Genomic DNA, 20,416 nt, shown 5'->3' on the forward strand with positions numbered 1-20,416 from the left:
TGGTGCTTACCGCCGGACGGCGGCAGAGGGGAGAGCAGAAACTCAGGTCGCCGGCCGGCGCAGGCGGTTGCCGTCGGCGCGCCGGCCCGCGCCCTGGGTGAGCCGGTCGAGCAGGATGCCGAGCAGCACGATCGCGAAGCCGGCGGCCAGGCCCTTGCCGAAGTCCTCGCGCTGGGCGAACCCGGCGACCACGTCGTAGCCCAGGGCGCCGGCACCGACCAGGCCGCCGACGACCACCATCGCCAGGACCATCACGATGCCCTGGTTCGCGGCCAGCAGCAGGCCCCGGCGGGCCATCGGCAGTTGCACCTTCCACAGCAGCTGGCGTGGCGTCGATCCCGACGACACGGCCGCCTCGACCACCGTCGCCGGCACGTCGCGCACCCCGCGTTCGACCAGGCGCACCACCGGCGGTACGGCGTAGATCACCGCCGCCACGATGGCCGTGAACCGGCTGGCCCCGAACAGGGCCACCGCCGGCAGCAGGTAGACGAACGACGGCATGGTCTGCGCCGCGTCCAGCACCGGACGCATGACCAGGGCGAAACGGTCGTGCCGGGCCCCGAGCACGCCGAGAACGACGCCGAATGCCATCGTGGCGACGGTGGCGACCAGGACGGTGGCCAGCGTCTGCATCGCGTGCTGCCACAGACCCAGGCCCACCAGCCCGGCCACGGCCACCCCGGCGATCGCGGCAGCCCGCGGGCCGCTGCTCAGCGTGCCGAAGATCAGTACGGCCACCAGGAACAGCCACCACGGCGTCGTGGTCAGGACGGTCTCGATCGGGTCGAGCAGGACGGCGCTGACGACGTTCTTCAGGGCTTCGGTGGCGTCGTACCAGTGGAACTCGACCCACCGCGTCGCCTCGTTGACCGGGACGGCGAACGACGCCCGCCAGCCGGCCGGGAACTCCGTGCCCCACGACGACATCCGGCCCAGCACCGTCACCGCCACGACCGCGACGACGGCCACCAGCGGCCCGAGCGCCCGCAGCCGGGCGGACCGGTGGTTGGTCGGTACGGCCCGCTTCGCGGCGTGGGTGGTGATCCGGTCCAGCACCACCGCGAGCACGACGATCGCCAGTCCGGCGTCGAAGGCGGCGCCCACGTTGACCCGTTCCAGGGCCTGCACGATGGTCTGACCCAGGCCGGGTGCGTCGATCAGCGCGGTGATCACCACCATCGACAGCGCCATCATGATCGCCTGGTTGACGGCCAGCACGATGGTCGGCCGGGCCAGCGGCAGGCGTACCTTGCCCAGCAGTTGCCAGCGGGTGGAGCCGAGCGCGGTCGCGGCCTCCACGGTGGACTTCGACACCTCGGTGATGCCCAGCGCGGTGATCCGGATCGCCGGCGGGACGGCGTAGATCAGGGTGGCGATGGTGGCCGCGGGCGAGCCGATCAGGAAGAGCAGCGTCATCGGGGCCAGGTAGGCGAACGTCGGCATGATCTGCATGACGTCGAGCACCGGCCGCAGCGCCGAGCCGACCGCCGGCACCCGGGCGGCGAGCACCCCGAGCGGTACGCCGATCAGCACCGCCAGCAGCACAGCGGACAGCGTCAGCACCAGCGTGTCGACGCTCTCCTCCCACAGCCCGAGCACGCCGAAGCTGAGGAAACCGGCGACGGCCAACAGCGCGATCCGCCAACCGGCCACCACCGCGGCGAGCGCACCGGCGGCCGCCACCAGTCCGGCCCAGCCGAGCCCGTACAGCGCGCTGTGGACGGTGTCGACCAGCAGCGAGACGCCGAGGCGGAGGTAGTTGAAGCCGTACAGGAAAAGCGGGCTGGTGTCCCGGTTGGCGTCCACCCAGTCCCGCAGCTCGCCGAAGAACCGGAACGCGAGTGCGTTGTCGTCGTCGGCCGGGGCCGACGTCCGCACGACCAGATACCCGGCCGCGGTGGCCAGGGCCAGCAGCAGGACCAGCATCCGGCGGCCGGGCAGCTTGCGGCGCGGCCCGCGGGCAGCGGCGTCCGGCGCCGGGTCGGCCGCCTCGGCCGGCACGGAAACGTCCGTGACCGCGGTGCTCATGCCGGCACCGGCGGACGATGCCCGATCAGCGCCGGCAGCAGCTGCTCGGCGTCGACGACCCCGATCCGTTCCTCGCCGTCGACGACCGGGATCGGATGCGGGGCCCGTAGCACCCGCTCGATCGTGTCGCGGATGACCGTGCCGGCCGGCAGCGGCTGGTCCTCGAGCACCTCGTCCGGTGCGGCGGTCCGGGTGATCCAGCGCAAGGTCAGCACGTCGGCGCGGGGCACCTCGCGGACGAAGTCGGCCACGTAGTCGTCGGCGGGCGCACCGACCAGCTCCTCCGGGGTGCCGACCTGCACGAGTGCGCCGTCGCGCATGACCGCGATGCGGTCGCCGAGACTCAATGCCTCGGCCAGGTCGTGGGTGATGAAGACCAGCGTCTTGCCCACCTCGGCGTGCAGCCGCCGCACCTCGGCCTGCATGTCCCGGCGGATCAACGGGTCCAGCGCGCTGAACGGCTCGTCGAACAGCAGCACCGCCGGGTCGGTGGCCAGCGCCCGGGCCAGGCCGACCCGCTGCTGCATGCCACCGGACAACTGGTCGGGGTACTGGTGCTCGTGCCCGTCCAGGCCGACCAGGGTCAGGACCTCGGCGGCCCGGCGGTGCCGTTCGGCCTTGCCGACCCCCTGGATCTCCAGCCCGTACGCGATGTTGTCGACCACCTGCCGGTGCGGGAGCAGTCCGAAGTGCTGGAACACCATCGCGACCCCGTGCCGGCGCAGCTCGCGGAGGCGTCTGGGGCTCATCGCCCGTACCGCCTCACCGTCGATGTGCACCTCGCCGGCGGTCGGCTCGATCAGCCGGGTCAGGCACCGCACCAGCGTGGACTTGCCGCTGCCGGACAGTCCCATCACGACGAAGACCTCGCCGGGCTCGACCGCGAAGCTCACGTCCCGGACGGCGGCCAGGCAGCCGGTCTTCGCCCGCAGCTCGGCCCGGGACAGGTCCGCCAGTGGCGTGCCGACGACCTTGTCGGCCTTGGGGCCGAAGACTTTCCACAAGTGGTCGACAGCAATCGTGGGCGGCATGGCGGGCCTCGCTGTTCAACTAGAGGATTCGGCGATGAGGTCGGCGGCGCGTTCGCCGATCATCAGCACGGTCACGACCGGATTGACCGAGGTCATGGCCGGGAAGACGGACGCGTCGGCGATCCGTACGTTAGCCAGGCCGCGCACCCGCAGCTGCGGGTCCACGACGGCGCCCGGATCATCGGCGGCGCCCATCCGGCACGTGCCGGCCGGGTGGTAGACGGTGTGGTGCGCGGCCCGCCCGTACGCCGAGAGCTCCGCGTCGGTCTGCAGCTCCGGGCCCGGCGCGATCTCCCGGGCGATCCACGACTTGAACGGCTCGGTGGCCGCCACCTGCCGGGCGATCCGCAGGCCGTCGACGATGGTCTGCTCGTCGTAGCCGTCCGGGTCGGTGAAGTAGCCGAAGTCCAGCGCCGGCTTGACCTCGGGATCGGCGCTGGTCAGCCACAGCCGGCCGTGACCGCGCGGGCGCGGGATGTTGGGCGTCATCCCGAAGCCGTGCGCGGGCACGTCGTAGCCGAGCCGCTCGGTGTTGGTGGTGAACGGGATCTGGTAGAGGTGGAACATGAGGTCGGGTCGCGGATCACTCGCGTCGCGGCGGACGAACAGACCGGCGTCGGAGTCCATGGCGGTCTCCGGCGGCACCGGCCGGGCGGCCTCCCAGAGGATCAGCGACTCGGGATGGTCCAGCAGGTGCTCACCGACCCCCGGCAGGTCCAGCGCGACGTTGATGCCGAGCGAGGCGAGCTGGTCGGCCGGCCCGATCCCGGAGAGCAGCAGCAGCCGCGGGGTGTCGATCGCGCCCGCCGACAGCACGTACTCGCGGGCGGCGGTCAGCGTGCTCTCGACACCGTCCTTGTCCCGGACCCGCACGCCGGTGACCCGGCCACCGTCGGTGTCGAGGTGATGGGCCCAGGTGTCGGTGAGGACAGTCAAATTCGGGCGATCCAGGTACGGGTGCAGGTAAGCCACCGACGAGGACGACCGCACACCCGTCTCGGGGTAATAGGCCACCGGGAAGAAACCGGTGCCGTCGGCGAACGGCTCAGCGTTGAAATCGTCGCGGACCGGCACGCCCAGCGCGGTGTGGCAGGAGGCGACAAAAGCTTCGGTCAACGCGTTCCGGTCCTTGGCGGCGACCGGCTGAATCTGGATCAGCAACCGCTTCCAGAGGGGCAGCATCTCCTCGTAGGACCACCCCTGCGCCCCGGCGTCGACCCAGTCCCGGAAGTCCTCGGGCGGCGGCAGGAAACTGATCATCGTGTTGTGCGAGGAGCATCCGCCGAGCACCTTGGCCCGCGAGTGCCGGATGAAGGAGTTGCCGCGGGGCTGCTCGACCGTCGGATAGTCGTAGTCGTACTCCGACTCCAGCAGGCTCAGCCAGTTCCTGAGCTGAAGCACCCGGTCGTCACCGACGTCGGACGGGCCTCCCTCGATCAGGCACACTCGCATCCCCGGGTCAGCCGACAGCCGCGACGCGACGACCGCGCCGGCCGTACCGCCGCCGACAACGACCACGTCGAAATCCTGTGGTGCCGAGGTCTCCAGTGCCCTGCTCCTGCCGCTCACTCACAGTGGATCACGGATCCACCTGTATCGACGGCTGAGAAACGGCACAACCGCCGAACCGCCGCCATAGGATTGAGGGGTCGGCCCACAGTGGTCAATGCCGACGCGAGAGTTTTACCAGAGCGCAATGAGTGTTTCGGCCCTTAACATGGCCGAATCAAACCGATAAACCGGCCCTGAGCTGGGCCTGCGTCAAGATCCGGGACCACCCGGCAGCCCCGGCCGTAGCGGCGGCGACATCTTTCACCATGCGCGCGGGCGGCGCCGGACGGCCGCCCCACCGGGCCGGCCGCTATCGTTGAGCAGGCTTCCCCCGCCGGTGTCCCGCCCCGGCTCCCCTCCCCAACAGAACCGTCCTCGTGACACCTCTTTCAGGTGACGACCCGGTCAACCAGGCTAATCCGTTGGTGAAAAAGCGCGCGAGAATGCCGCGTCGGAGCACCTGAGTAGGGCTGGAAAAATTACCGATACGGTCCCTCGGCGGCGGCCCGGCCGGCCGGCCGAGTTGTGATCTACGGCAGCGCCTGATAGCCACAGCAGGTTCCCAGGTAAGGCGCGTAGTCGCAGGTAGCAGCGGGGATGAGCTGGTTCGGTCCTTCACGTTGCGGTCAGCCGTTGGGATTAGCCCGGATGGCGCGAACCAGCGGTATCGCCGTCTCGGATAGGACAAACGGAAGCACTATCGCCGCGCTGCCTGGAATCGGCCATCTTTGTCGCAGCGCCGGAACGCCACTGGTTCGGCGCCACAGACAATCAACAAGTGCACCGGACGTCGACTTTCCGCGACGTTGCGGAAGTCGCACGACCAGCCGTTCCAGGAGGAACCCCCCATGCGCAAGATCACCAAGCGTTCCGCTGCCATCATCGGCGCCACCGTCGTGGCCATCGGCGGAGGTGCCGCCTGGGCCGCCACGAACGGCTGGGACATCAAGGGCACCGGAACCGCCGAGGGTGACGCCGCGACCGTCGTCGAAATGGAGGCGTCGGCGGACCTGGGCGCCAAGAAGGTCTACCCGGGCCTCGTCACCACGGTCAACACCGTGGTGAAGAACGCCAACGACTTCCCCGTCAATCTCAACGCCACCAACTTCACGCCCACCGCCGTGAAGGTCACCGGCGGACCGACCGCTTCCGCCTGTGAGACAGCGCTGAACGGGGCCCCCAACACCCTGGTCGCGTCGTTCCCCGCCGGCGCTCCGAAGATCGTGGCGAAGTCGACCGGGCAGGGCGTGACCACGAACATCGCGATCGCCAACACCCTGCCGCAGTCGTGCGCCGGCACGCACATCAAGGTCACCTACACCTTCACCGGCGTCAGCACGGTCTGACCAACCTCGGTGGGCGGGGCTTCGCGCCCCGCCCACCCGCGGACACCTCATCGAACTGACAGGAGCGTCGTGGCCAAGTTGCGGACGATCATCGGGACCGGCATCACCGCTGCCCTGGCCGTGTCGATCGCCGGCGGCCCGGGGCGGCCGGCCACCGACACTATCGAGTTGGTCTCCCGCGACCGCGCGCACGACCATCCGTCGGAACCTTTCGCCATCATGGTGAAAGGCCGCCCGATGAAGCACCTGTATCCCGGAATCACGCGGGAGCTGCAACTGACGCTCCGGAATCCCTACGACTTCGCACTCAGCGTCAAGTCGCTGCGGGCCGACGTCGTGTCCTCCTCCAAGCGCCGATGCAAGCCGGTGCCCGCCAACCTCGTGGCTCGGGCCTACACCGGGAAGCTTCCGCTCCTGATTCCGCCCCGAAGCAGGACCGACGCCAAGACCATTCCGCTCACCATGCCACCGGGAGCCGCACAGGCATGCTCGGGCGCGACGTTCACCATCCAATTGCGCGGCACGGCGACGAAGGCCTATCGATGAAGCACCTCACCAAACTGTCACTGGTCGCGGCCACGGCCGCCGCCATCACCTTCGGTGGCAGCGTCTACGCCTTCGCGGGCTGGATCATCGACACTCCGGCCACCGAGCTGAAGATGACGGTGGCGAAGATGCCCGCGGGGAACGCCCCGAGTGTCGGGGCGAAGAACAAGAACGCGGAAATCGACTGGGTGGGTAACACCATCGTCGCCGGGGTGAAGGTGGAGAGCTACGTCGTGACCAGATTCGGTGCCGGCGACCCGGTGGTGGTCTGCGATCACGTCACCGCCACCGCGTGCAAGGACAAGGCGGTTCCCCAGGGCACCTGGACGTGGAAGGTGCGGCCCGTCTTCAAGAGCTGGATCGGTGACTACAGCCCGGACAGCGTCGCGCTCACCTTCGCCAAGCCGCCGCCGAACACCGCCGAGCTGGTCAGTGCCGACTCCCCGGCAGTGCCCGCCACACCAGAGTCCCCTGCGTCAGCACCGGCCCGCGGTCGGGCCGTCGCGACACCGCCGACGACCGCTGCGCCGACCGCCAAACCTCCGGCAAGCCCCAGGCCAGAGACGGAAGAACAAGATCCTCCGCCCTCCGTGCAGGAGAGTGCCTCCGCCGAGCCGTCCGCGTCACCATCCGGCCCGGCGCAAGACCAGAAGTAGTTCATGAGTTCCCGTGGCCCTCGGCGTCGTACATGGCGTCGGGGGCCACGTGCGTTTCGCCGGCCGGACACGGACGGATTAAGCCCATTCCCCCGCGGCGGTGGACGGTTGTCCCATTCCCCGACGCCCCCTTCTGCGGCATGGTGGACGGGCGGATATGAACGGCTTTCCGGCATCCGGCGGAGACAGCGACGGTCGGCGGTTTGCTGTGGCGCGCTTCCGGTGCTAGCGGCGCATAGTTCCTGACCTGCGCGTTTACCGATCTTTGCGGGATTCGGGACGGCGGGCGGTTTCGCGTTCCGGCGTACCCCCTGCGGGTTAAGCCGGACAGACTCTCCTGCCCGATTTATGCGCCGGGAACGGCGGACGGATCACCGATCACGGCGCACCGGTATTTGCGGGAACGTGGTAACTGCAATTGAGGCTCTCGCACCATCGCAGGAGGATGCTCCGTATGCGCAAGCTCAGCAGACGGTTCGCCGCCGCTCCGATCGCCGCTGTCCGCAGGTTCGGCGCCGGCGAGGTGACGCCGTGATCCGTGATGAGCTGACCAGGCGCGAGGTTTTTCACCGGCGCGAGGACGACGTCCGGCCGCCGGACGTGATGCCGGTGGAAAGCTCCGCCATCGAGGAAATGCGGGCCGTCGAGGCGATGCGGGCCTTTGATGACGAGCCCACCGATGACGTGGCCGCCGCCGCCCGGCCGCGGGGGTTTCTGAGCCGGCTCGACGCGCGTACCCGGTCGATCCTCACCGCCGCCGCGGCTGCCGCCGTGCTGGTCAACGCCGGCGCGGTCTGGGCCTACTGGCAGATCACCGGCTCGGAGACGGGCCGGGCGAACGCCGGTGCGGTCGTCGAGCTCAACCTGCGCGGCCGGTCCGATCTGAACAAGCCGCTCACCCCGGGCAGCACCGGCAACCTCACGGTGACGCTGACCAACGACAACGATTTCCCGATCCGGATCACCTCCGTGTCGCCCGCGCCGGGCACCATCATGGCCGACGACGAGCACCGCGAGAACGGCTGCGTGGACCACGGCGTCACGGTCGCGCACGATGCGGTCGCCGTGCGCTGGGACGTCGAGCGCAACCACGTCGGCGCATTCATCGTGCCGGACGGGCTGGCGATGGCCGCGACCTCCAACCCGGCCTGCGCCGGGGCCGTTTTCACCGTTCCGGTGGTGGTCAGCGGCGTCGCGGGAGTCAGCTGAGCGCGGTGACCGTACGCGTGGCACTGTCGTAGGTCCGGGCCTGCACGAAGCGTCCCCGGGCGACCGGCAGGTCCCGCAGCTCGGCCGCGTAGCGGGAATGGTCCTTGGCCCGCAGAGCCAGGCTGATGTGCGGCGTCCAGGCGTCCGGCGCATGGTGCGGATTACGCTCCGTACCGGTCAGCGCTCGCCACACCTCGGCCTGGAGGTCACGCAGCGCGTCGGTTGCCGTCACCCGCCACACCACCGCGCGTTCGAAGAAGATCAGGCCGTCGAGCACCGCCTCGACCGGCAGCCCGGCGAGCGCGGTCGTGACCTCGGGCGGCAACCGGTCGGCCGCGGCCAGCGTCAGGTGCGGCCGGTTGGTGGGGTGCCGGTGGGTGGCCAGGCTGGGCAGACCCGCTGCGTGCAGGCGCTGCCAGACCGAACGGATCTGGCCGTCGAGGGCGGGATCCAGGGTGAGCTCGACCGTGTGCATCACGCCACGGTGTCACGGCGGCGGCGGCGATCAACCCGCCGCCTCCGCCGCACCTGATGACACCCGGGCCGAGGCCCGGTCGGCGCGCCGCCGGTAACAGAGCGTGGGCAGGCGGTACGCCGGAGTGAAATAATAGCGCCGATCTGCAACACGCACTACGCCCGCAGCCGGTCCACGTTGCGCAGCGTGCGCGGGGCCGCCGGGTGCCGCTCGATCAAAGGGACCGGGGGCAGGGGCGGCAGGGCGCTACCGGTGACCGAGTCGTAGAGGTGCGCGCGGGCGCGTTCGATCGCCACGTCGGTGAGCTGCTCGTCGCGGGACGCCTTGCCGATGCCCTCGGCCATCACCCGTGAGGTGGCCTCCGCGTACCGGCGCATGTCCTTGAGACCCTGCTCGTAGCCGATCGCCGCCTCGTGCTCGTGGCCGCGGGCCTGGCGGGCCTCCTCGCGCTCGTACGCGTTGCCGTGCGAGACGAACTTGAGCCCCACCGCCGCACAGTCCAGGGCCACCAGCAGCAGCGCGATGCCCAGGTAGAACACGCCGATGCCCCAGAAGTCGCTGGTCACCAGGTACCACATCGCCTTGGTGCGGGCCCCGAAGCCGGCGTCGGCCCGGATCGCCTCCGCGTTGGCCGTACGCTGCTCGGCGATCTTGGCCGTGAGATCGGCCTGTTCCGCGGCGCGCGCGGTCCGGGCGGCCTTCTGGGTGTCCTGCAGCCGCGCGGCCTGCGCGTCCAGCCGGGCGGCCTGATCGTCCAGCCCCCGCGAACGCTTGACCAGCGTGTCGCAGTAGCCGCCCACCGGGCAGCCCGCCTTGCGGGAGACGCCGTCACCCTCGGAGTCGGCGATGGCCTGCTGGTAGAGCTTGCGGGCGTCGCGGCGCTTCTCCGCCGCCCGGGTGTTCAGCGCCTGCACCGCCTGGTCCTCGGCGACCGTCTGCTTCTTCAGCTCCTGCAACCGGGCGTCGTACGCGGCGATCGCCCCACCGACCTCGATCACACTGATCTGCTGGTTGTGCACGTCGTTGAGCCGGTTGTCGATCTCGCCCTGGTAGCGCGCCAGCATCAGCGGCTCGGTGATGATCACGGCGAACAGCAGGGCCAGCGTGACCCGGCCGGCGTACAGGCCGAAGGTCGGGCGGCGCAGCAGGTCCTTGGGGTCGGGCGAGTCCAGCCGCTCGTAGTTGATCGCCACCCGGCCGACCACCGCCCGGTCGTACGCCACCACGCCGGTCGCCACCAGCGGCCCGACGAGCCACTGCCACCAGGGATGGGTGTAGTTCGCGCTGGCGTCGACGAAAGCGGCACCGCCCACGGTCGCGTACACGAAGTACAGCACGATGAACACGCCGATCGAGCTGTACAGCACCCGGTCGGAATGGGTCGTCACGCTGTCCGGGTTCACGTTGGCGATCCGGAGCAGCAAGCGACGACGCATAGAGCCGAGTCTCGCCGATCACAGTGGCGCGCGGGCCGAAACGGGTGGATCGCGGCGGACCGGGGGTAAAGCTGGTAGTACGCAACGGCCGACCCTCCCGAGGAGCAGCATGGCTTCCGCAGTACCAGACATCACTCTCAACGACGGCCGTACCATCCCCCAGCTGGGCTTCGGCGTCTTCCAGGTGCCGCCGCCGGAGACCCAGGCGGCCGTCGAGACGGCCATCGAGATCGGCTACCGGCACATCGACACCGCCCAGATGTACGGCAACGAGCACGGCGTCGGCGCGGCCCTCGCCGCGTCCGGGCTGAGCCGCGACGAGTTCTTCGTGACCAGCAAGCTGAACAACGGCGCGCACCTGCCGGACGACGCCCGGCGCGAGTTCGACGCCACGCTCAAGGCGCTGGGCAGCGACTACGTCGACCTGTTCCTGATCCACTGGCCGCTGCCGGGCCGCTACGACGGCGACTTCAGCCAGACCTGGCGCACGCTGGAGGAGTTCTACCGGGACGGGCGGGCCCGCTCGATCGGCGTCTCCAACTTCACCCAGCACCACCTGGGCCGGCTGTTCGCCGAGACCACGGTGCGGCCGGCGGTGAACCAGATCGAGATCCACCCGTACCTGAACAACGACGCGTTGCGCGCCTTCAACACCGAACACGAGATCGCCAACGAGGCGTACTCGCCGATCGCCCAGGGCGCGGTGCTCGACGACCCGGCGATCGTGGCCATCGCCGACGAGGCCGGCAAGACCCCGGCCCAGGTGGTGCTGCGCTGGCACATCCAGCGCGGCGACATCATCTTCCCGAAGTCGAACACCGCCGAGCGGGTCCGGGAGAACTTCGAGATCTTCGACTTCGAGCTCGACGGCGGCGCGATGGGCACCATCACGGCGCTCGACCGCGGCGAGCGCGGCCGCACCGGCGCCAACCCCGACACCATGAACTGGGTGCCGGAAAGCTAGGACCGGACCGGGGCTGGGCGGGTCCGGCCCAGGCCGTGGGCCCAGCTGCCCAGACCCGATGAGAACGCGGTGTTGAGCCGGGCACGGGCGTCTGCGCGCAACGCGTAGACCTCGTGCCGGCTCAGCGGCGATCGCGGTCCAGAAGGCGCTGAACGCCCCCCGAGCATCGCCGCCTGGCAGACCGCCCGGCGCCGCAGCACCGGTTCGTGCCGGATCAGCTCACCGAGGCTGGCCGGCAGCGACCGACAGCCGGCCGGATGATCGGGGCGGCGCACCGGCGGCACTCGGCGCAGCACGAGGGCGAGCCCGAGCTTCAGGACCGCCGAGATGACGTAAACGGCGCGCCGGCCCCCTCGGCTCCGCGACCAGGAACCCGGCGAGAACGCGGCGTGCAGCGGTGTGGATCGTCATGCTGAGGCGGCTACTTCAAGGCGGTGGGCTCGGTGATCGTCACGCGGACCAACACCGACGCGAGCACGGTCTGCACCTGCGGGTCGACCTCAAGGGCCAGGTCGGCCTCCGGGGCCCCACCGAACGCGGCCATCCGCATCATCGGCTGCCCGCCCCCGCCGGCGTTCTCATCGGCGATCTCGACCAGCCGATCCACCTGTGCGCCGACGGCCTCGGCATACTCCCGGGCGCGACCGAGCGCGTCGGCGATGGCCGCCCGGCGCACCTCCGCCCCGGCCCGGCTGCCCGGCCGCAGCTGCCACCAGGGCCCGGACAGCGAGGTCTGATCCCGGTCGGCCAGGCGCAGCAGCAGCTCCCCCAGCACAGTGAAGTCGGTCACGGTCACGGTCGTGGTGACACTGCCCGTGTACGCCGAGATGCGCTCGCCGCCGCGTTTGAGCTCGGGATGGACCTGCACGCCGGAGGTCTCGCGCCGCTCGATCGCGTCAGGGAAATCGTCGAGGTGGCTGCGCAGCTCGGCGGCCCGCTCGGTGAGCCGGGTCAGCGCGGTCTGCCGGTCCTTGTCCCGCGCGGAGACGGTCACGGAGAAGATCGCCAGCTCGGGGGGAACCTCCCGGGTCGCTTCACCACGGACGACGATCATCGGTTGCTCGGCCATGCCCCGACGCTACCCGCCGGGTCCGACATCCCGGCCGGATGCGAGCGCCCGCCCTGGCTCTGGCTCCCGGCTGTGCTTCAGTCCTGCCCGCGGGCCGGCCCCGGACCCGGCCTTGACCCCGGCCGCCTGGTGACCGCCGACCTGGCCGCTCGGCCGGCCGGTGGCCGGCCGGTGGCTACCCAGCAGTCCGGCGGGATCGGGCGAGCACAGCAACCCCCACCCCGACCGCGCCGAGGAGCAGCACCAACCCCGCGGCCACGAACACGAGCGGCGGAACACCACTGTCCTCATCGGCCGGTGCGGCCTCCGGGGCCGCCACCGGAGCCTCGGCCGCCGGCGGCGTACTGGCCGAGGCGCCGGGCTGCGGTGCCGTCAACGCAGCCAGCAGATCGAGCTGCCCAGCCCCGTAATAGTCGTCCCGGCCCTTGTCTCCCCGGTCGATCGCCGTCGCGGTGAGCCGCTGTACGACGTCCGCGGCCGAAAGGTCGGGATACTTCGCCCGGATCAGCGCCACCGCACCGGCCACGATCGCGGCCGCACCGCTCGTGCCGGTGCCGGTCACGTACTTGTCGTCGGGGGCGGGCGCCGGGATGTCGACGCCGGGGGCCACCAGGTCGACCTGTGGCCCGTGGTTGGAGAACTTCGCCACCTTGTTCGCCCGGTCCACCGCGCCGACCGTGAGCACCTGCGGGTAGGCCCCCGGGAACTCCACCTCGTTGCCCTTGTCACCGCTGTTGCCGGACGTGCCGACCAGCACCACGTCAGCCGCCGCGGCCTCGCTCACCGCGGCCCGCAGGCCTTCGCCGTCGGGGATCCCGAAAGCCAGGACGATGACCTTGGCGCCGTGGTCGGCGGCCCAGCGGATGCCCTGCCCGACGAAGAACGTGTCGTTGGCCGGGGAGATCGGCATGATCTTCGCCCGTGGCGCGATCCCCAGCACGCCAGCGCCCTCGCCGTGCCCGCGTCCGGCGATGATGCCGGCCATCCCGGTGCCGTGCCCGTTGGTGTCCAGGTCGCCCACCGGCTTGTTCTGCACGACCTGCCGGCCGGGCAGCACGGCACCGCCGAGGTCCTGGTGGGTGCCGTCCACCCCGCTGTCGAGCACCGCGACGACGACGCCGTCACCCTTGCTGATCTTCTGCGCCTGCGCGACCTTCAGCGGCGGGAAGAACCACTGCTTGTCCCGGGCCGGGTCGGCCGAGGCCGGGACGGCCGAGCCCGACGTGACCGCCAGAGCGACCAGACCGGCCAGAATGCCCTGCGCGGTACGGCCCCCGGCCAGGGTCACCCGTGCCGTCCGATGACGTTCGGGCCCGGGTCGTGCCGCGCGGTGTCGGAGCCGGGTGCGATCACCGGGTCGACGCCCTCGGCCACGCCCCAGGGGTTGTCCGGGTCGAACGGCGGCTGCTCACCGTCGCCCGCCCGCCGACCGCCACGGGCACCGCCCGGCATTCCGGGCAGGCCACTCGCTCCGGTCGTCCGGGCCGTGCCGACGGGCTCGTCCGGCAGCCAGGACGGCCGCGGCGGCCGCCCGGGCTCGGCCCCGCGCCGCTGGCCGGGAGCACGCCCGGCCGCGCCTCGGGCAGCACCACCCGGTCCACCGACCCCGCCCAGGCCCGAGCCGCCTCGCCCGGCCCCGCCCACGCCCGAGCCGCCTCGCCCGGCCCCGCTCACGCCCGCGCCGCCTCGCCCGACCCCGCCCACGCCCGCGCCGCCCAGACCCGTGCCGCCTCGCCCGGCCCCGCCGCCGGCGCCCCGGCCCTCGCCGGCCACCGTCTCGCCGATCACCGCACCTGAGGGCAGCGCCTGCCGCCCAGCAGCTCCCGGACGAGCACCCGCCCGAGCTCCCCGGCCGATTCCACCCGGGCCGAGGCCACCGGCGCCCAGTCCGCCGGCGCCCGGTCCGCCCGGGCCCCCGCCGGTGCCGGTGGCACGCATGCCCGGCTCGATGCCGCCCACACCCGTACCGCGCACGCCGGCCGGGCCACGGCCCGGTTGTCCGCCCGTGCCCAACGGCCCCACGCCGCCGACACCTGGGCCGGCTACCGGACCCACCGGCGGCACGAGGCCCGGGCCGCTGCCGCCGGGCGGAAGCACTCCGGGCGTACTCACCGGACCGGGACTGACCGCCGGCGGGCTGATGACCTCCGCGAGCCCAGGACCGCTGCCGCCGCCCGGGGAGCCCTCCGGAACGATCGGATCCCGACCGGGCAGCGGCGGCACCGGATCGTGCGGCACCGGCACGCCCACCCCGCCGCGACCTCCGGACGATCCGGTCGCTCCAACGGCGCTCGAGGAACTGGCGCCCGACGAGCCGGTGCCCGAGCCGTCGTCGTCCGGGAGCGTCTCCCGCTCATAGCGGGGATCGATCGGATCCAGGACGTACGGGTCCGGGACGCGCAGCCGGCCCACGTTGTCCTGCACGACCTGCTCAGCCGTGATCATGTGGGACTGGGCCTGCTGGTCCAGCTCCTCCTCGGCGTTGTCCCACCACGCCGGAACCAGGTCGTCGCTCTTCTGCTTGTACTGCTCCCAGAGCGGCTCGATGTTCCTCTTCGCCTGGCGCAGGGCCTCCAGGATGTTCGCCAGCCCGGTGGCCGTGTCGTCGGCCTCGGTCCTGGCCGCGTCCATCCGGCCGATCAGCTTGTCGACCTCGGCCACGAACGCCGCCGCCGACTTGTTCTGCTCCGGCGGCCAGGCGGTCACCAGTGCCTCGCGGGCCTTGAGCAGCAGCGCCCGCTGGTCCTTCATGGCACCCGAGATCTCGCCCCAGGCGGACACCTGGCGCCAGGCCTCCGGGTCGTCCTCGTCCTTGACCATCGCCCACAGCCGGGGCGTGTTGTACGACCCCCAGGCCGTGCACCAGCTGCTGGTCAGCACCGGCTCGGTCACAGCGCCACCGCCTTGCCGTTCGGGTGGCGCGGATGGGCGGCCTGCTCGGCGGCGATGCGGGCTCGGCGGGCCTCCTCGGCCGCGCTGAACAGGGCCTGCTCGACGCGCTTGGTGCCCTCGGCCGAACGGGCGTCGATGGCGTCGAACTCGGCGGCCACCTTCTCCGCCGCGGCGGCGAGCAGGCGGGCGGCGGCCAGGAAGTTGCTGAGGTTCTCGGTGGACGCGGTCAGGCTGCGGGCGTACCGCTCCTTGGCTGCGTGGACGCCGCCACTGGCGTTCTGCGCGCCGAACGGCACGCTGTCGAGCGGGAGGGTCGCCCGGCCCACCGCCGGCTCGGTGATGTTGTCGACATCCGCCCGTACGTCGGTGGCGAACCTGGTGAGCCCGCCCGTCTCCACATCGATGCCACGATCGCCCACGACGCCTCCCCGTAGCCCCGTCGTCACAACGCCATGAGCGTAGCGACCACGAGCGATGCGTGGGACCCCTGATCCGGCCGGGGTCAGCCGGCGGTGAGGCGGGTGACGGCCGCGGCGACGCGTTCGTCGGTGGCGGTCAGGGCGATCCGTACGTGCCGGGCCGCGGCCGGGCCGTAGAACGCTCCGGGGGCCGCCAGGATGCCGCGCTGGGCGAGCCAGTCCACTGTCGCCCAGCAGTCCTCGCCGCGGGTCGACCAGAGGTAGAGACCGGCGGCCGAGTGCTCGATCTCGAAGCCCGCCTTGAGCAGCGCCTCCCGCAGCGACTCCCGGCGGGCCGCATAGAGCGCACGCTGGGCCGTCACGTGTGACTCGTCACCGAGGGCTGCCACCATCGCCGCCTGCACGGGGGCGGGCACGATCATGCCGGCGTGCTTGCGAACCGCCAGCAGTTCGGCGATCAGGGCCGGGTCACCGCCGAGGAAGCCGGCCCGGTAGCCGGCCAGGTTCGACCGTTTGGACAGCGAGTGCACGGAGATGACGCCCGTGTAGTCGCCGCCGCAGACCTCGTCCGAGAGCACCGACACGGGCTGCTCGTCCCAGCCCAGCGTCAGGTAGCACTCGTCGCTGACCACGACAGCACCGCGCTCGCGGGCCCAGTCGACCACCTTGCGCAGGTGGTCGGCCGGGAGCACGCGGCCGGTCGGGTTCGACGGCGAGTTGATCCAGACCAGCTTCACCCGGGGGTCGGGCCCCAGGGCGAGCGTGGAGTCGGAGCGGACCACCTCGGCACCGGCCAGGCGCACCCCGACCTCGTACGTCGGGTAGCAGACCTGCGGGATCACCACGACGTCGCCGCGGCCGATCCCGAGCAGCGTCGGCAGCCACGCCACCAGCTCCTTGGAGCCGATCGTGGGCAGCACGCCGAGCCGGCCGGTGGCACCGCAGGTGCGGGCCAGCCAGTCGGCCATGGCCGTGCGCAGCGCCGGGGTGCCGGCCGTGAGCGGATAGCCCGGCGCGTCGGCGGCCTCGGTCAGCGCCGCCCGGATCAGCGGCGGGACCGGGTCGACCGGGGTGCCGATCGACAGGTCCACGATGCCGTCCGGGTGGCCCGCCGCAACCTGCTTGGCGGGCTGCAGCAGGTCCCAGGGGAAATCGGGCAGCGAGGCCGACAGCACGGTCAGTGCGCGTCCCCGCGCGGCGGCTGCGCCGTCACGAACGGGGTGTCCTTGTCGATCTTGCCAACCTTGGAGGCGCCACCCGGCGAGCCGAGATCCTCGAAGAACTCGTAGTTCGCGTTCGTGTAGTCCTTCCACTGCTCCGGCACGTCATCCTCGTAGAAGATGGCCTCCACCGGGCAGACCGGCTCACAGGCTCCGCAGTCGACACATTCATCGGGGTGGATGTAAAGCATCCGATTGCCCTCATAGATGCAGTCGACCGGGCACTCTTCGATGCATGCCTTGTCGAGCACATCGACGCAGGGCTCAGCGATGATGTAGGTCACGGGTCTTTCCCTTCCAGAGCCACGCCGCGGGACACCGCGGCGTTACGGGCAGAGCCTAGTATCTCGCCGGGAGGAGGTGGCACGTGCTCCGACGGCAGGATGTGGGACACCGGGTGGTGGTCCGCCGAATTGTAGGCGTTTCCCAGGATCGCCCACTTTTCACGGACGCGCTCGGCGAGCTGGTCGAATTGACCGAGACGGAACTCACTCTGGCCACCGCCCAGGGCACTCTGCGCGTACCGCTGCGGGAGGTGCACCGCGCCAAGCGGGTGCCCGCCGCCCGCCGCCCGCCCGCCGCCGATGTGATCGCCCTCGAGCTGGCGGCCAACGACGCCTGGCCCGCGCCGACCCAGGCCCGGCTGGGCAGCTGGATCCTGCGCGCGGCGGACAACTGGACCGGCCGGGCCAACGCGGCCCTGCCGATCGGCGACCCGGACCGCACCCTGGAGGCCGCCATCGACGCGGTCGAGCAGTGGTACGCGGCCAAGGGCCAGCAGCCGATGATCAACACCCCGATGCCGCTGGCCGCCCCGGTCAACGCCGCCCTGGACGCCCGCGGCTGGACCTCCCGCCCACTGGTGCTGGTGCAGACCGGCGCGGTGCAGTCGCTGATCAGCGAGGTCGAGACCCGGCGGGACCTGCCCCCGGTGGAGCTGGCCGACTCCCCCACGGACGCCTGGCTGGCGATGGTCTCGGCGCACAAGGGCCGCCTTCCCGCCGCGGCCCGGCACATTCTCACCGCCGTGGAGGATGTCGTCTTCGCCTCCGTGCAGGACGAGGACGGCACCCTGCTCGGGGTCGCCCGCGGCGCGGTGACCGGTCCCGGCCCGGGCCGCTGGCTCGGCGTCTCACTGGTGCAGACGGCACCCGCGGCCCGCCGGCGCGGCCTGGGCCGGCACGTGATGCGCGCGGTGGCGCAGTGGGCGACCCAGCGCGGCGCCGTGCGCGCCTACCTCCAGGTGGAGGAGCGCAACACGGCCGCGGTGGCGCTCTATCAGGGGCTGGGCTTCAGCACCCACCACACCTACCTCACCCGCGAGGCCCCGCTCTAGCGGCGGACCACCCGGCGCGGCTTGGTCAGCTTGGCCTTGGCGAAGGCCGCCAGCGACTTCGAGCGGTAGTCGCGACCCAGCATCGTGGCCAGCCAGTAGCCGAGCAGCGTGCCCACGATGGCGAAGCCGCCGTAGAGCCACACCTGGGAGAAGAAGTTGCCGGCTCCGCCGGAGAACGGGCCGTCGCCGCTGACGAACGGGCCGACCAGGATCGTCAGCAGCATGCCGCCGATCGCCGCGGCCGCCAGCTCGGGCAGCCAGCTGCTCGGCGGCACCCGCTGGGACCGGAAGAAGGTGACGGTCGCCAGCACCAGCCCGATCACGGCGAACATGACGATGGAGACCCTGTTCTGGGCCGTGTCGTCCTCGTTGAACCCGATGCGGATCACCACTCGCGCGATCACGTTGATCGCGAACAGAGCCGCGGCCAACGAAGCGATCTGCACCCAACGCTGCCTCATTGCGTCCTCCCCGGACGTGCTACGGCTTCGCGCCGCAGATGAATCTAGGCTCGGGATCGTAGCGCCAGGTGAACTTCTCGCGCTCGACCTCTTTCCCATCCTTGCGGATGACGCGCCATGCGTCCTGGGTGAAACCTGGGAGTCCGCTGGAAGTGATGCACTTCGGGCCCGGCTCGCGGTAGACGGTCGGCGGTGCGGTGATGTTGCGGCGCGGGCTGCGTACGGTCTTGACGCTGTCGTAGACCTTGGTGCTCCACATCGACACCGTCACCGACTTGCTGGTGTACGAGGTGTCGACCAGGATCCCGTACGGCGTGGTGTTCTTGAACTTCAGATCGAGGGTCGGATAGAAGATCGTCGACTCGATGACCGCCGGATAGCGGGAGAAGTAGAACGAGTGCGGCTTGTGCTCGACGTCCTCGAGCCCCGCGTAGTAGGCGGCGTTGAACAACGTGGTGGTGAACTGCGAGGCCCCGCCGCCGACGCCGGGCTCCAGCTTGCCGCCCACGATGACCGGTGCGTCCTTATAGCCGGCGGCGTACGTCCGCTCGCCGGTGTGTTTGTTCAGCGAGAAGGTCTCTCCCGGCTGGACCACGGCACCGTCGACCGCCCGGGCGATCGTCATGATGTTCTGGCTGCGCGGGGACTTGCTGCCACCGGTGAAGTAGGTGGTGAAGGTCGAGACCTTCTCCTTGACGCCGAGCTCGGCCAGGTCGCTCTCGGTGGTGGCGCCCTCCTGCCGGGACAGCTCGGCCTCGACGGTACGAGGCGCCGGGTTGGGCAGCACGGCGAGCAGGGCCGGACCCAGCTTGGCCAGGTCGACCAGGTCACCGGGCGTACCCGCGACGATCTTCGGCTTGCCGCCGGCGACGGTGATCGTCGCCTGCTCCGGCTCCCGCTCGACCGCCGCGAAGGCCTTGGCCGCCGCGGCGTGCAGCTCGGGGCCGTCGATCGCCGGGGTGAGCCGGCCGTCGTCGTCGGCCCGGAAGACCAGGCCCCGGGCGATCGCCTTCGGGCTCAGCGTCAGCGACTCGTCCCCCACCGTCACGGTGACCGGCGCAGCGACGGCCGGGACGGCCAGGTCCGCGACCAGCGCGTCGACCTGCTCCCTGGTGGTCGCCGGCGGCCGGGACACCAGCCCGATCGTGGCGATGCCGCCGACCAGCCAGGACTGCCGGACCGCGGCTGCGGCGGCCGGCACGTCCAGGCCCTGCCCGGCCGCCGGATAGGTGGGCTTCGGGACCAGCCCCGCGTACGTGATGCCGGGCTTCTTCAGGGTGATCTTCTTCGGATCGAGGCGCTCGCGCAGCGCCTTCTCCAGCCTCGCCTCGTCCAGCTCGATCACCGGCGGCACGCTGCGGGTGCCGGTCAGCCGCGGGCTGCCCTTGATCGCCCTGCCGACGCTCAGGTCCACGTTCAGCCGCAGCGCGAGGTCGGCCGCCGCCAGCGAGAACCGCTCCCCGGCCAGATCGATCGCGACCGGGGCGCCGGTGCGCGGGCCCACCGCGTCGGTCAGCGCCCGTTCGGCCTCGGTGCGGGACTTGCCGCCGAGCTCGACGCCGAGGATCTCGGTGCCCCGGGGGACGTCGCCGCCGTACACCCAGGCGGCCGCACCGGCCCCGGCGATGAGCACGGCGGCCACCGTGCCGACCGCGACGATCCGCTTGCGGTTGACCGGGCCGTCCGCCGGTGGCACGGGCGGCGGGGACACCGTCGCGGAGGCCTGGCCGGTGGGGGTCTCAGAGGCGAACACGGCGCAAGTGTGCAGGCCGGG

Annotated in this window: 19 protein-coding genes; 6 read left to right on the plus strand and 13 right to left on the minus strand. The window is 71.5% G+C overall.

What is annotated here, in order from left to right; all coding sequences use genetic code 11:
• Nucleotides 1-42 precede the first annotated feature (42 nt).
• From AB0C12_RS07170 to AB0C12_RS07180, 3 genes are read right to left on the minus strand one after another with little or no spacing between them, the layout of a single operon-like run.
• Entirely contained in the window at nucleotides 43-2,031 is a 1,989-nt protein-coding gene (locus AB0C12_RS07170; protein ID WP_360545130.1) for an ABC transporter permease subunit, read from the minus strand.
• On the minus strand, nucleotides 2,028-3,062 hold the full coding sequence (locus tag AB0C12_RS07175; protein ID WP_360545132.1) for a betaine/proline/choline family ABC transporter ATP-binding protein: 1,035 nt from the start codon (nucleotides 3,060-3,062) through the stop codon (nucleotides 2,028-2,030). Before AB0C12_RS07175 ends, AB0C12_RS07170 begins: the two co-directional genes overlap by 4 nt.
• A 15-nt stretch (nucleotides 3,063-3,077) precedes the next feature.
• Nucleotides 3,078-4,580 (minus strand): GMC oxidoreductase, encoded by a 1,503-nt coding sequence (locus tag AB0C12_RS07180; protein ID WP_360545134.1) that lies wholly within the window; start codon nucleotides 4,578-4,580, stop codon nucleotides 3,078-3,080.
• An 881-nt stretch (nucleotides 4,581-5,461) separates the two neighbouring features.
• Between AB0C12_RS07180 and AB0C12_RS07185 the strand changes: the two genes are divergently transcribed.
• The 4 genes from AB0C12_RS07185 to AB0C12_RS07200 all read left to right on the plus strand — a co-directional run bounded on the left by AB0C12_RS07185 (nucleotide 5,462) and on the right by AB0C12_RS07200 (nucleotide 8,370).
• A complete protein-coding gene (locus AB0C12_RS07185) occupies nucleotides 5,462-5,959 on the plus strand; it encodes a hypothetical protein (protein WP_360545136.1) in 498 nt (165 codons plus the stop codon).
• A gap of 69 nt (nucleotides 5,960-6,028) precedes the next feature.
• The gene (locus AB0C12_RS07190) at nucleotides 6,029-6,505 is read left to right on the plus strand and encodes a hypothetical protein (RefSeq protein ID WP_360545138.1); all 477 of its coding nucleotides are present in this window, start codon (nucleotides 6,029-6,031) and stop codon (nucleotides 6,503-6,505) included.
• Entirely contained in the window at nucleotides 6,445-7,161 is a 717-nt protein-coding gene (locus AB0C12_RS07195) for a hypothetical protein (protein WP_360545140.1), read from the plus strand. The genes AB0C12_RS07190 and AB0C12_RS07195 overlap by 61 nt, the downstream gene beginning before the upstream one ends.
• 531 nt (nucleotides 7,162-7,692) lie before the next feature.
• Nucleotides 7,693-8,370: a hypothetical protein gene (locus AB0C12_RS07200; protein ID WP_360545142.1), complete on the plus strand. Its 678-nt coding sequence runs from the start codon at nucleotides 7,693-7,695 to the stop codon at nucleotides 8,368-8,370.
• Here the strand turns inward: AB0C12_RS07200 and AB0C12_RS07205 are convergent.
• A complete protein-coding gene (locus AB0C12_RS07205) occupies nucleotides 8,363-8,845 on the minus strand; it encodes a 2'-5' RNA ligase family protein (RefSeq protein WP_360545144.1) in 483 nt (160 codons plus the stop codon). The two genes, AB0C12_RS07200 and AB0C12_RS07205, sit on opposite strands and share 8 nt — an antisense overlap.
• 155 nt (nucleotides 8,846-9,000) lie before the next feature.
• Nucleotides 9,001-10,281, minus strand: coding sequence for a DUF4407 domain-containing protein (locus tag AB0C12_RS07210; protein WP_360545146.1), 1,281 nt, complete (start codon nucleotides 10,279-10,281; stop codon nucleotides 9,001-9,003).
• Between the two features lie 109 nt (nucleotides 10,282-10,390).
• Here AB0C12_RS07210 and AB0C12_RS07215 point away from each other — a divergent pair, with 109 nt between their 5' ends.
• Nucleotides 10,391-11,245, plus strand: coding sequence for an aldo/keto reductase (locus tag AB0C12_RS07215; RefSeq protein WP_360545148.1), 855 nt, complete (start codon nucleotides 10,391-10,393; stop codon nucleotides 11,243-11,245).
• A 421-nt stretch (nucleotides 11,246-11,666) separates the two neighbouring features.
• Here the strand turns inward: AB0C12_RS07215 and AB0C12_RS07220 are convergent, their stop codons facing one another.
• From AB0C12_RS07220 to fdxA, 6 genes are all read right to left on the minus strand, one after another.
• Complete coding sequence (locus tag AB0C12_RS07220; protein ID WP_360545150.1) at nucleotides 11,667-12,314, minus strand: SIMPL domain-containing protein; 648 nt, start codon at nucleotides 12,312-12,314, stop codon at nucleotides 11,667-11,669.
• 175 nt (nucleotides 12,315-12,489) lie between these two features.
• The gene (locus AB0C12_RS07225) at nucleotides 12,490-13,602 is read right to left on the minus strand and encodes a S8 family serine peptidase (protein ID WP_360545152.1); all 1,113 of its coding nucleotides are present in this window, start codon (nucleotides 13,600-13,602) and stop codon (nucleotides 12,490-12,492) included.
• The gene (locus AB0C12_RS07230; protein ID WP_360545154.1) at nucleotides 13,599-15,206 is read right to left on the minus strand and encodes a hypothetical protein; all 1,608 of its coding nucleotides are present in this window, start codon (nucleotides 15,204-15,206) and stop codon (nucleotides 13,599-13,601) included. Before AB0C12_RS07230 ends, AB0C12_RS07225 begins: the two co-directional genes overlap by 4 nt.
• Nucleotides 15,203-15,625, minus strand: coding sequence for a hypothetical protein (locus AB0C12_RS07235; protein ID WP_360545156.1), 423 nt, complete (start codon nucleotides 15,623-15,625; stop codon nucleotides 15,203-15,205). The genes AB0C12_RS07230 and AB0C12_RS07235 overlap by 4 nt, the downstream gene beginning before the upstream one ends.
• An 83-nt stretch (nucleotides 15,626-15,708) precedes the next feature.
• On the minus strand, nucleotides 15,709-16,806 hold the full coding sequence (gene dapC / locus AB0C12_RS07240; protein ID WP_360547040.1) for a succinyldiaminopimelate transaminase: 1,098 nt from the start codon (nucleotides 16,804-16,806) through the stop codon (nucleotides 15,709-15,711).
• A complete protein-coding gene (gene fdxA, locus AB0C12_RS07245; protein WP_125804627.1) occupies nucleotides 16,803-17,129 on the minus strand; it encodes a ferredoxin in 327 nt (108 codons plus the stop codon). Before fdxA ends, dapC begins: the two co-directional genes overlap by 4 nt.
• 83 nt (nucleotides 17,130-17,212) lie before the next feature.
• Here fdxA and AB0C12_RS07250 point away from each other — a divergent pair, with 83 nt between their 5' ends.
• The gene (locus tag AB0C12_RS07250; protein WP_360545159.1) at nucleotides 17,213-18,181 is read left to right on the plus strand and encodes a GNAT family N-acetyltransferase; all 969 of its coding nucleotides are present in this window, start codon (nucleotides 17,213-17,215) and stop codon (nucleotides 18,179-18,181) included.
• On the opposite strand, the gene AB0C12_RS07255 is transcribed toward AB0C12_RS07250, so the two are convergent.
• Both AB0C12_RS07255 and AB0C12_RS07260 read right to left on the minus strand, forming a co-directional pair.
• Entirely contained in the window at nucleotides 18,178-18,642 is a 465-nt protein-coding gene (locus AB0C12_RS07255) for a hypothetical protein (RefSeq protein WP_360545161.1), read from the minus strand. The genes AB0C12_RS07250 and AB0C12_RS07255 overlap by 4 nt on opposite strands.
• A gap of 19 nt (nucleotides 18,643-18,661) precedes the next feature.
• Nucleotides 18,662-20,395 carry a VanW family protein gene (locus tag AB0C12_RS07260; RefSeq protein WP_360545163.1) on the minus strand — a complete coding sequence of 578 codons (1,734 nt, stop codon included), beginning with the start codon at nucleotides 20,393-20,395 and terminating at the stop codon, nucleotides 18,662-18,664.
• Nucleotides 20,396-20,416: the final 21 nt, after the last annotated feature.

Origin of the sequence: Actinoplanes sp. NPDC048967 (assembly GCF_040649415.1) — a bacterium.
Lineage (GTDB): Bacteria > Actinomycetota > Actinomycetes > Mycobacteriales > Micromonosporaceae > Actinoplanes.

Coding starts and splice junctions, on each gene's coding strand:
- AB0C12_RS07170 (WP_360545130.1), bottom strand. CDS start 2,031: ATGAGCACCGCGGTCACGGACGTTTCCGTGCCGGCCGAGGCGGCCGAC.
- AB0C12_RS07175 (WP_360545132.1), bottom strand. CDS start 3,062: ATGCCGCCCACGATTGCTGTCGACCACTTGTGGAAAGTCTTCGGCCCC.
- AB0C12_RS07185 (WP_360545136.1), top strand. CDS start 5,462: ATGCGCAAGATCACCAAGCGTTCCGCTGCCATCATCGGCGCCACCGTC.
- AB0C12_RS07195 (WP_360545140.1), top strand. CDS start 6,445: ATGCTCGGGCGCGACGTTCACCATCCAATTGCGCGGCACGGCGACGAA.
- AB0C12_RS07205 (WP_360545144.1), bottom strand. CDS start 8,845: ATGCACACGGTCGAGCTCACCCTGGATCCCGCCCTCGACGGCCAGATC.
- AB0C12_RS07210 (WP_360545146.1), bottom strand. CDS start 10,281: ATGCGTCGTCGCTTGCTGCTCCGGATCGCCAACGTGAACCCGGACAGC.
- AB0C12_RS07215 (WP_360545148.1), top strand. CDS start 10,391: ATGGCTTCCGCAGTACCAGACATCACTCTCAACGACGGCCGTACCATC.
- AB0C12_RS07220 (WP_360545150.1), bottom strand. CDS start 12,314: ATGGCCGAGCAACCGATGATCGTCGTCCGTGGTGAAGCGACCCGGGAG.
- AB0C12_RS07255 (WP_360545161.1), bottom strand. CDS start 18,642: ATGAGGCAGCGTTGGGTGCAGATCGCTTCGTTGGCCGCGGCTCTGTTC.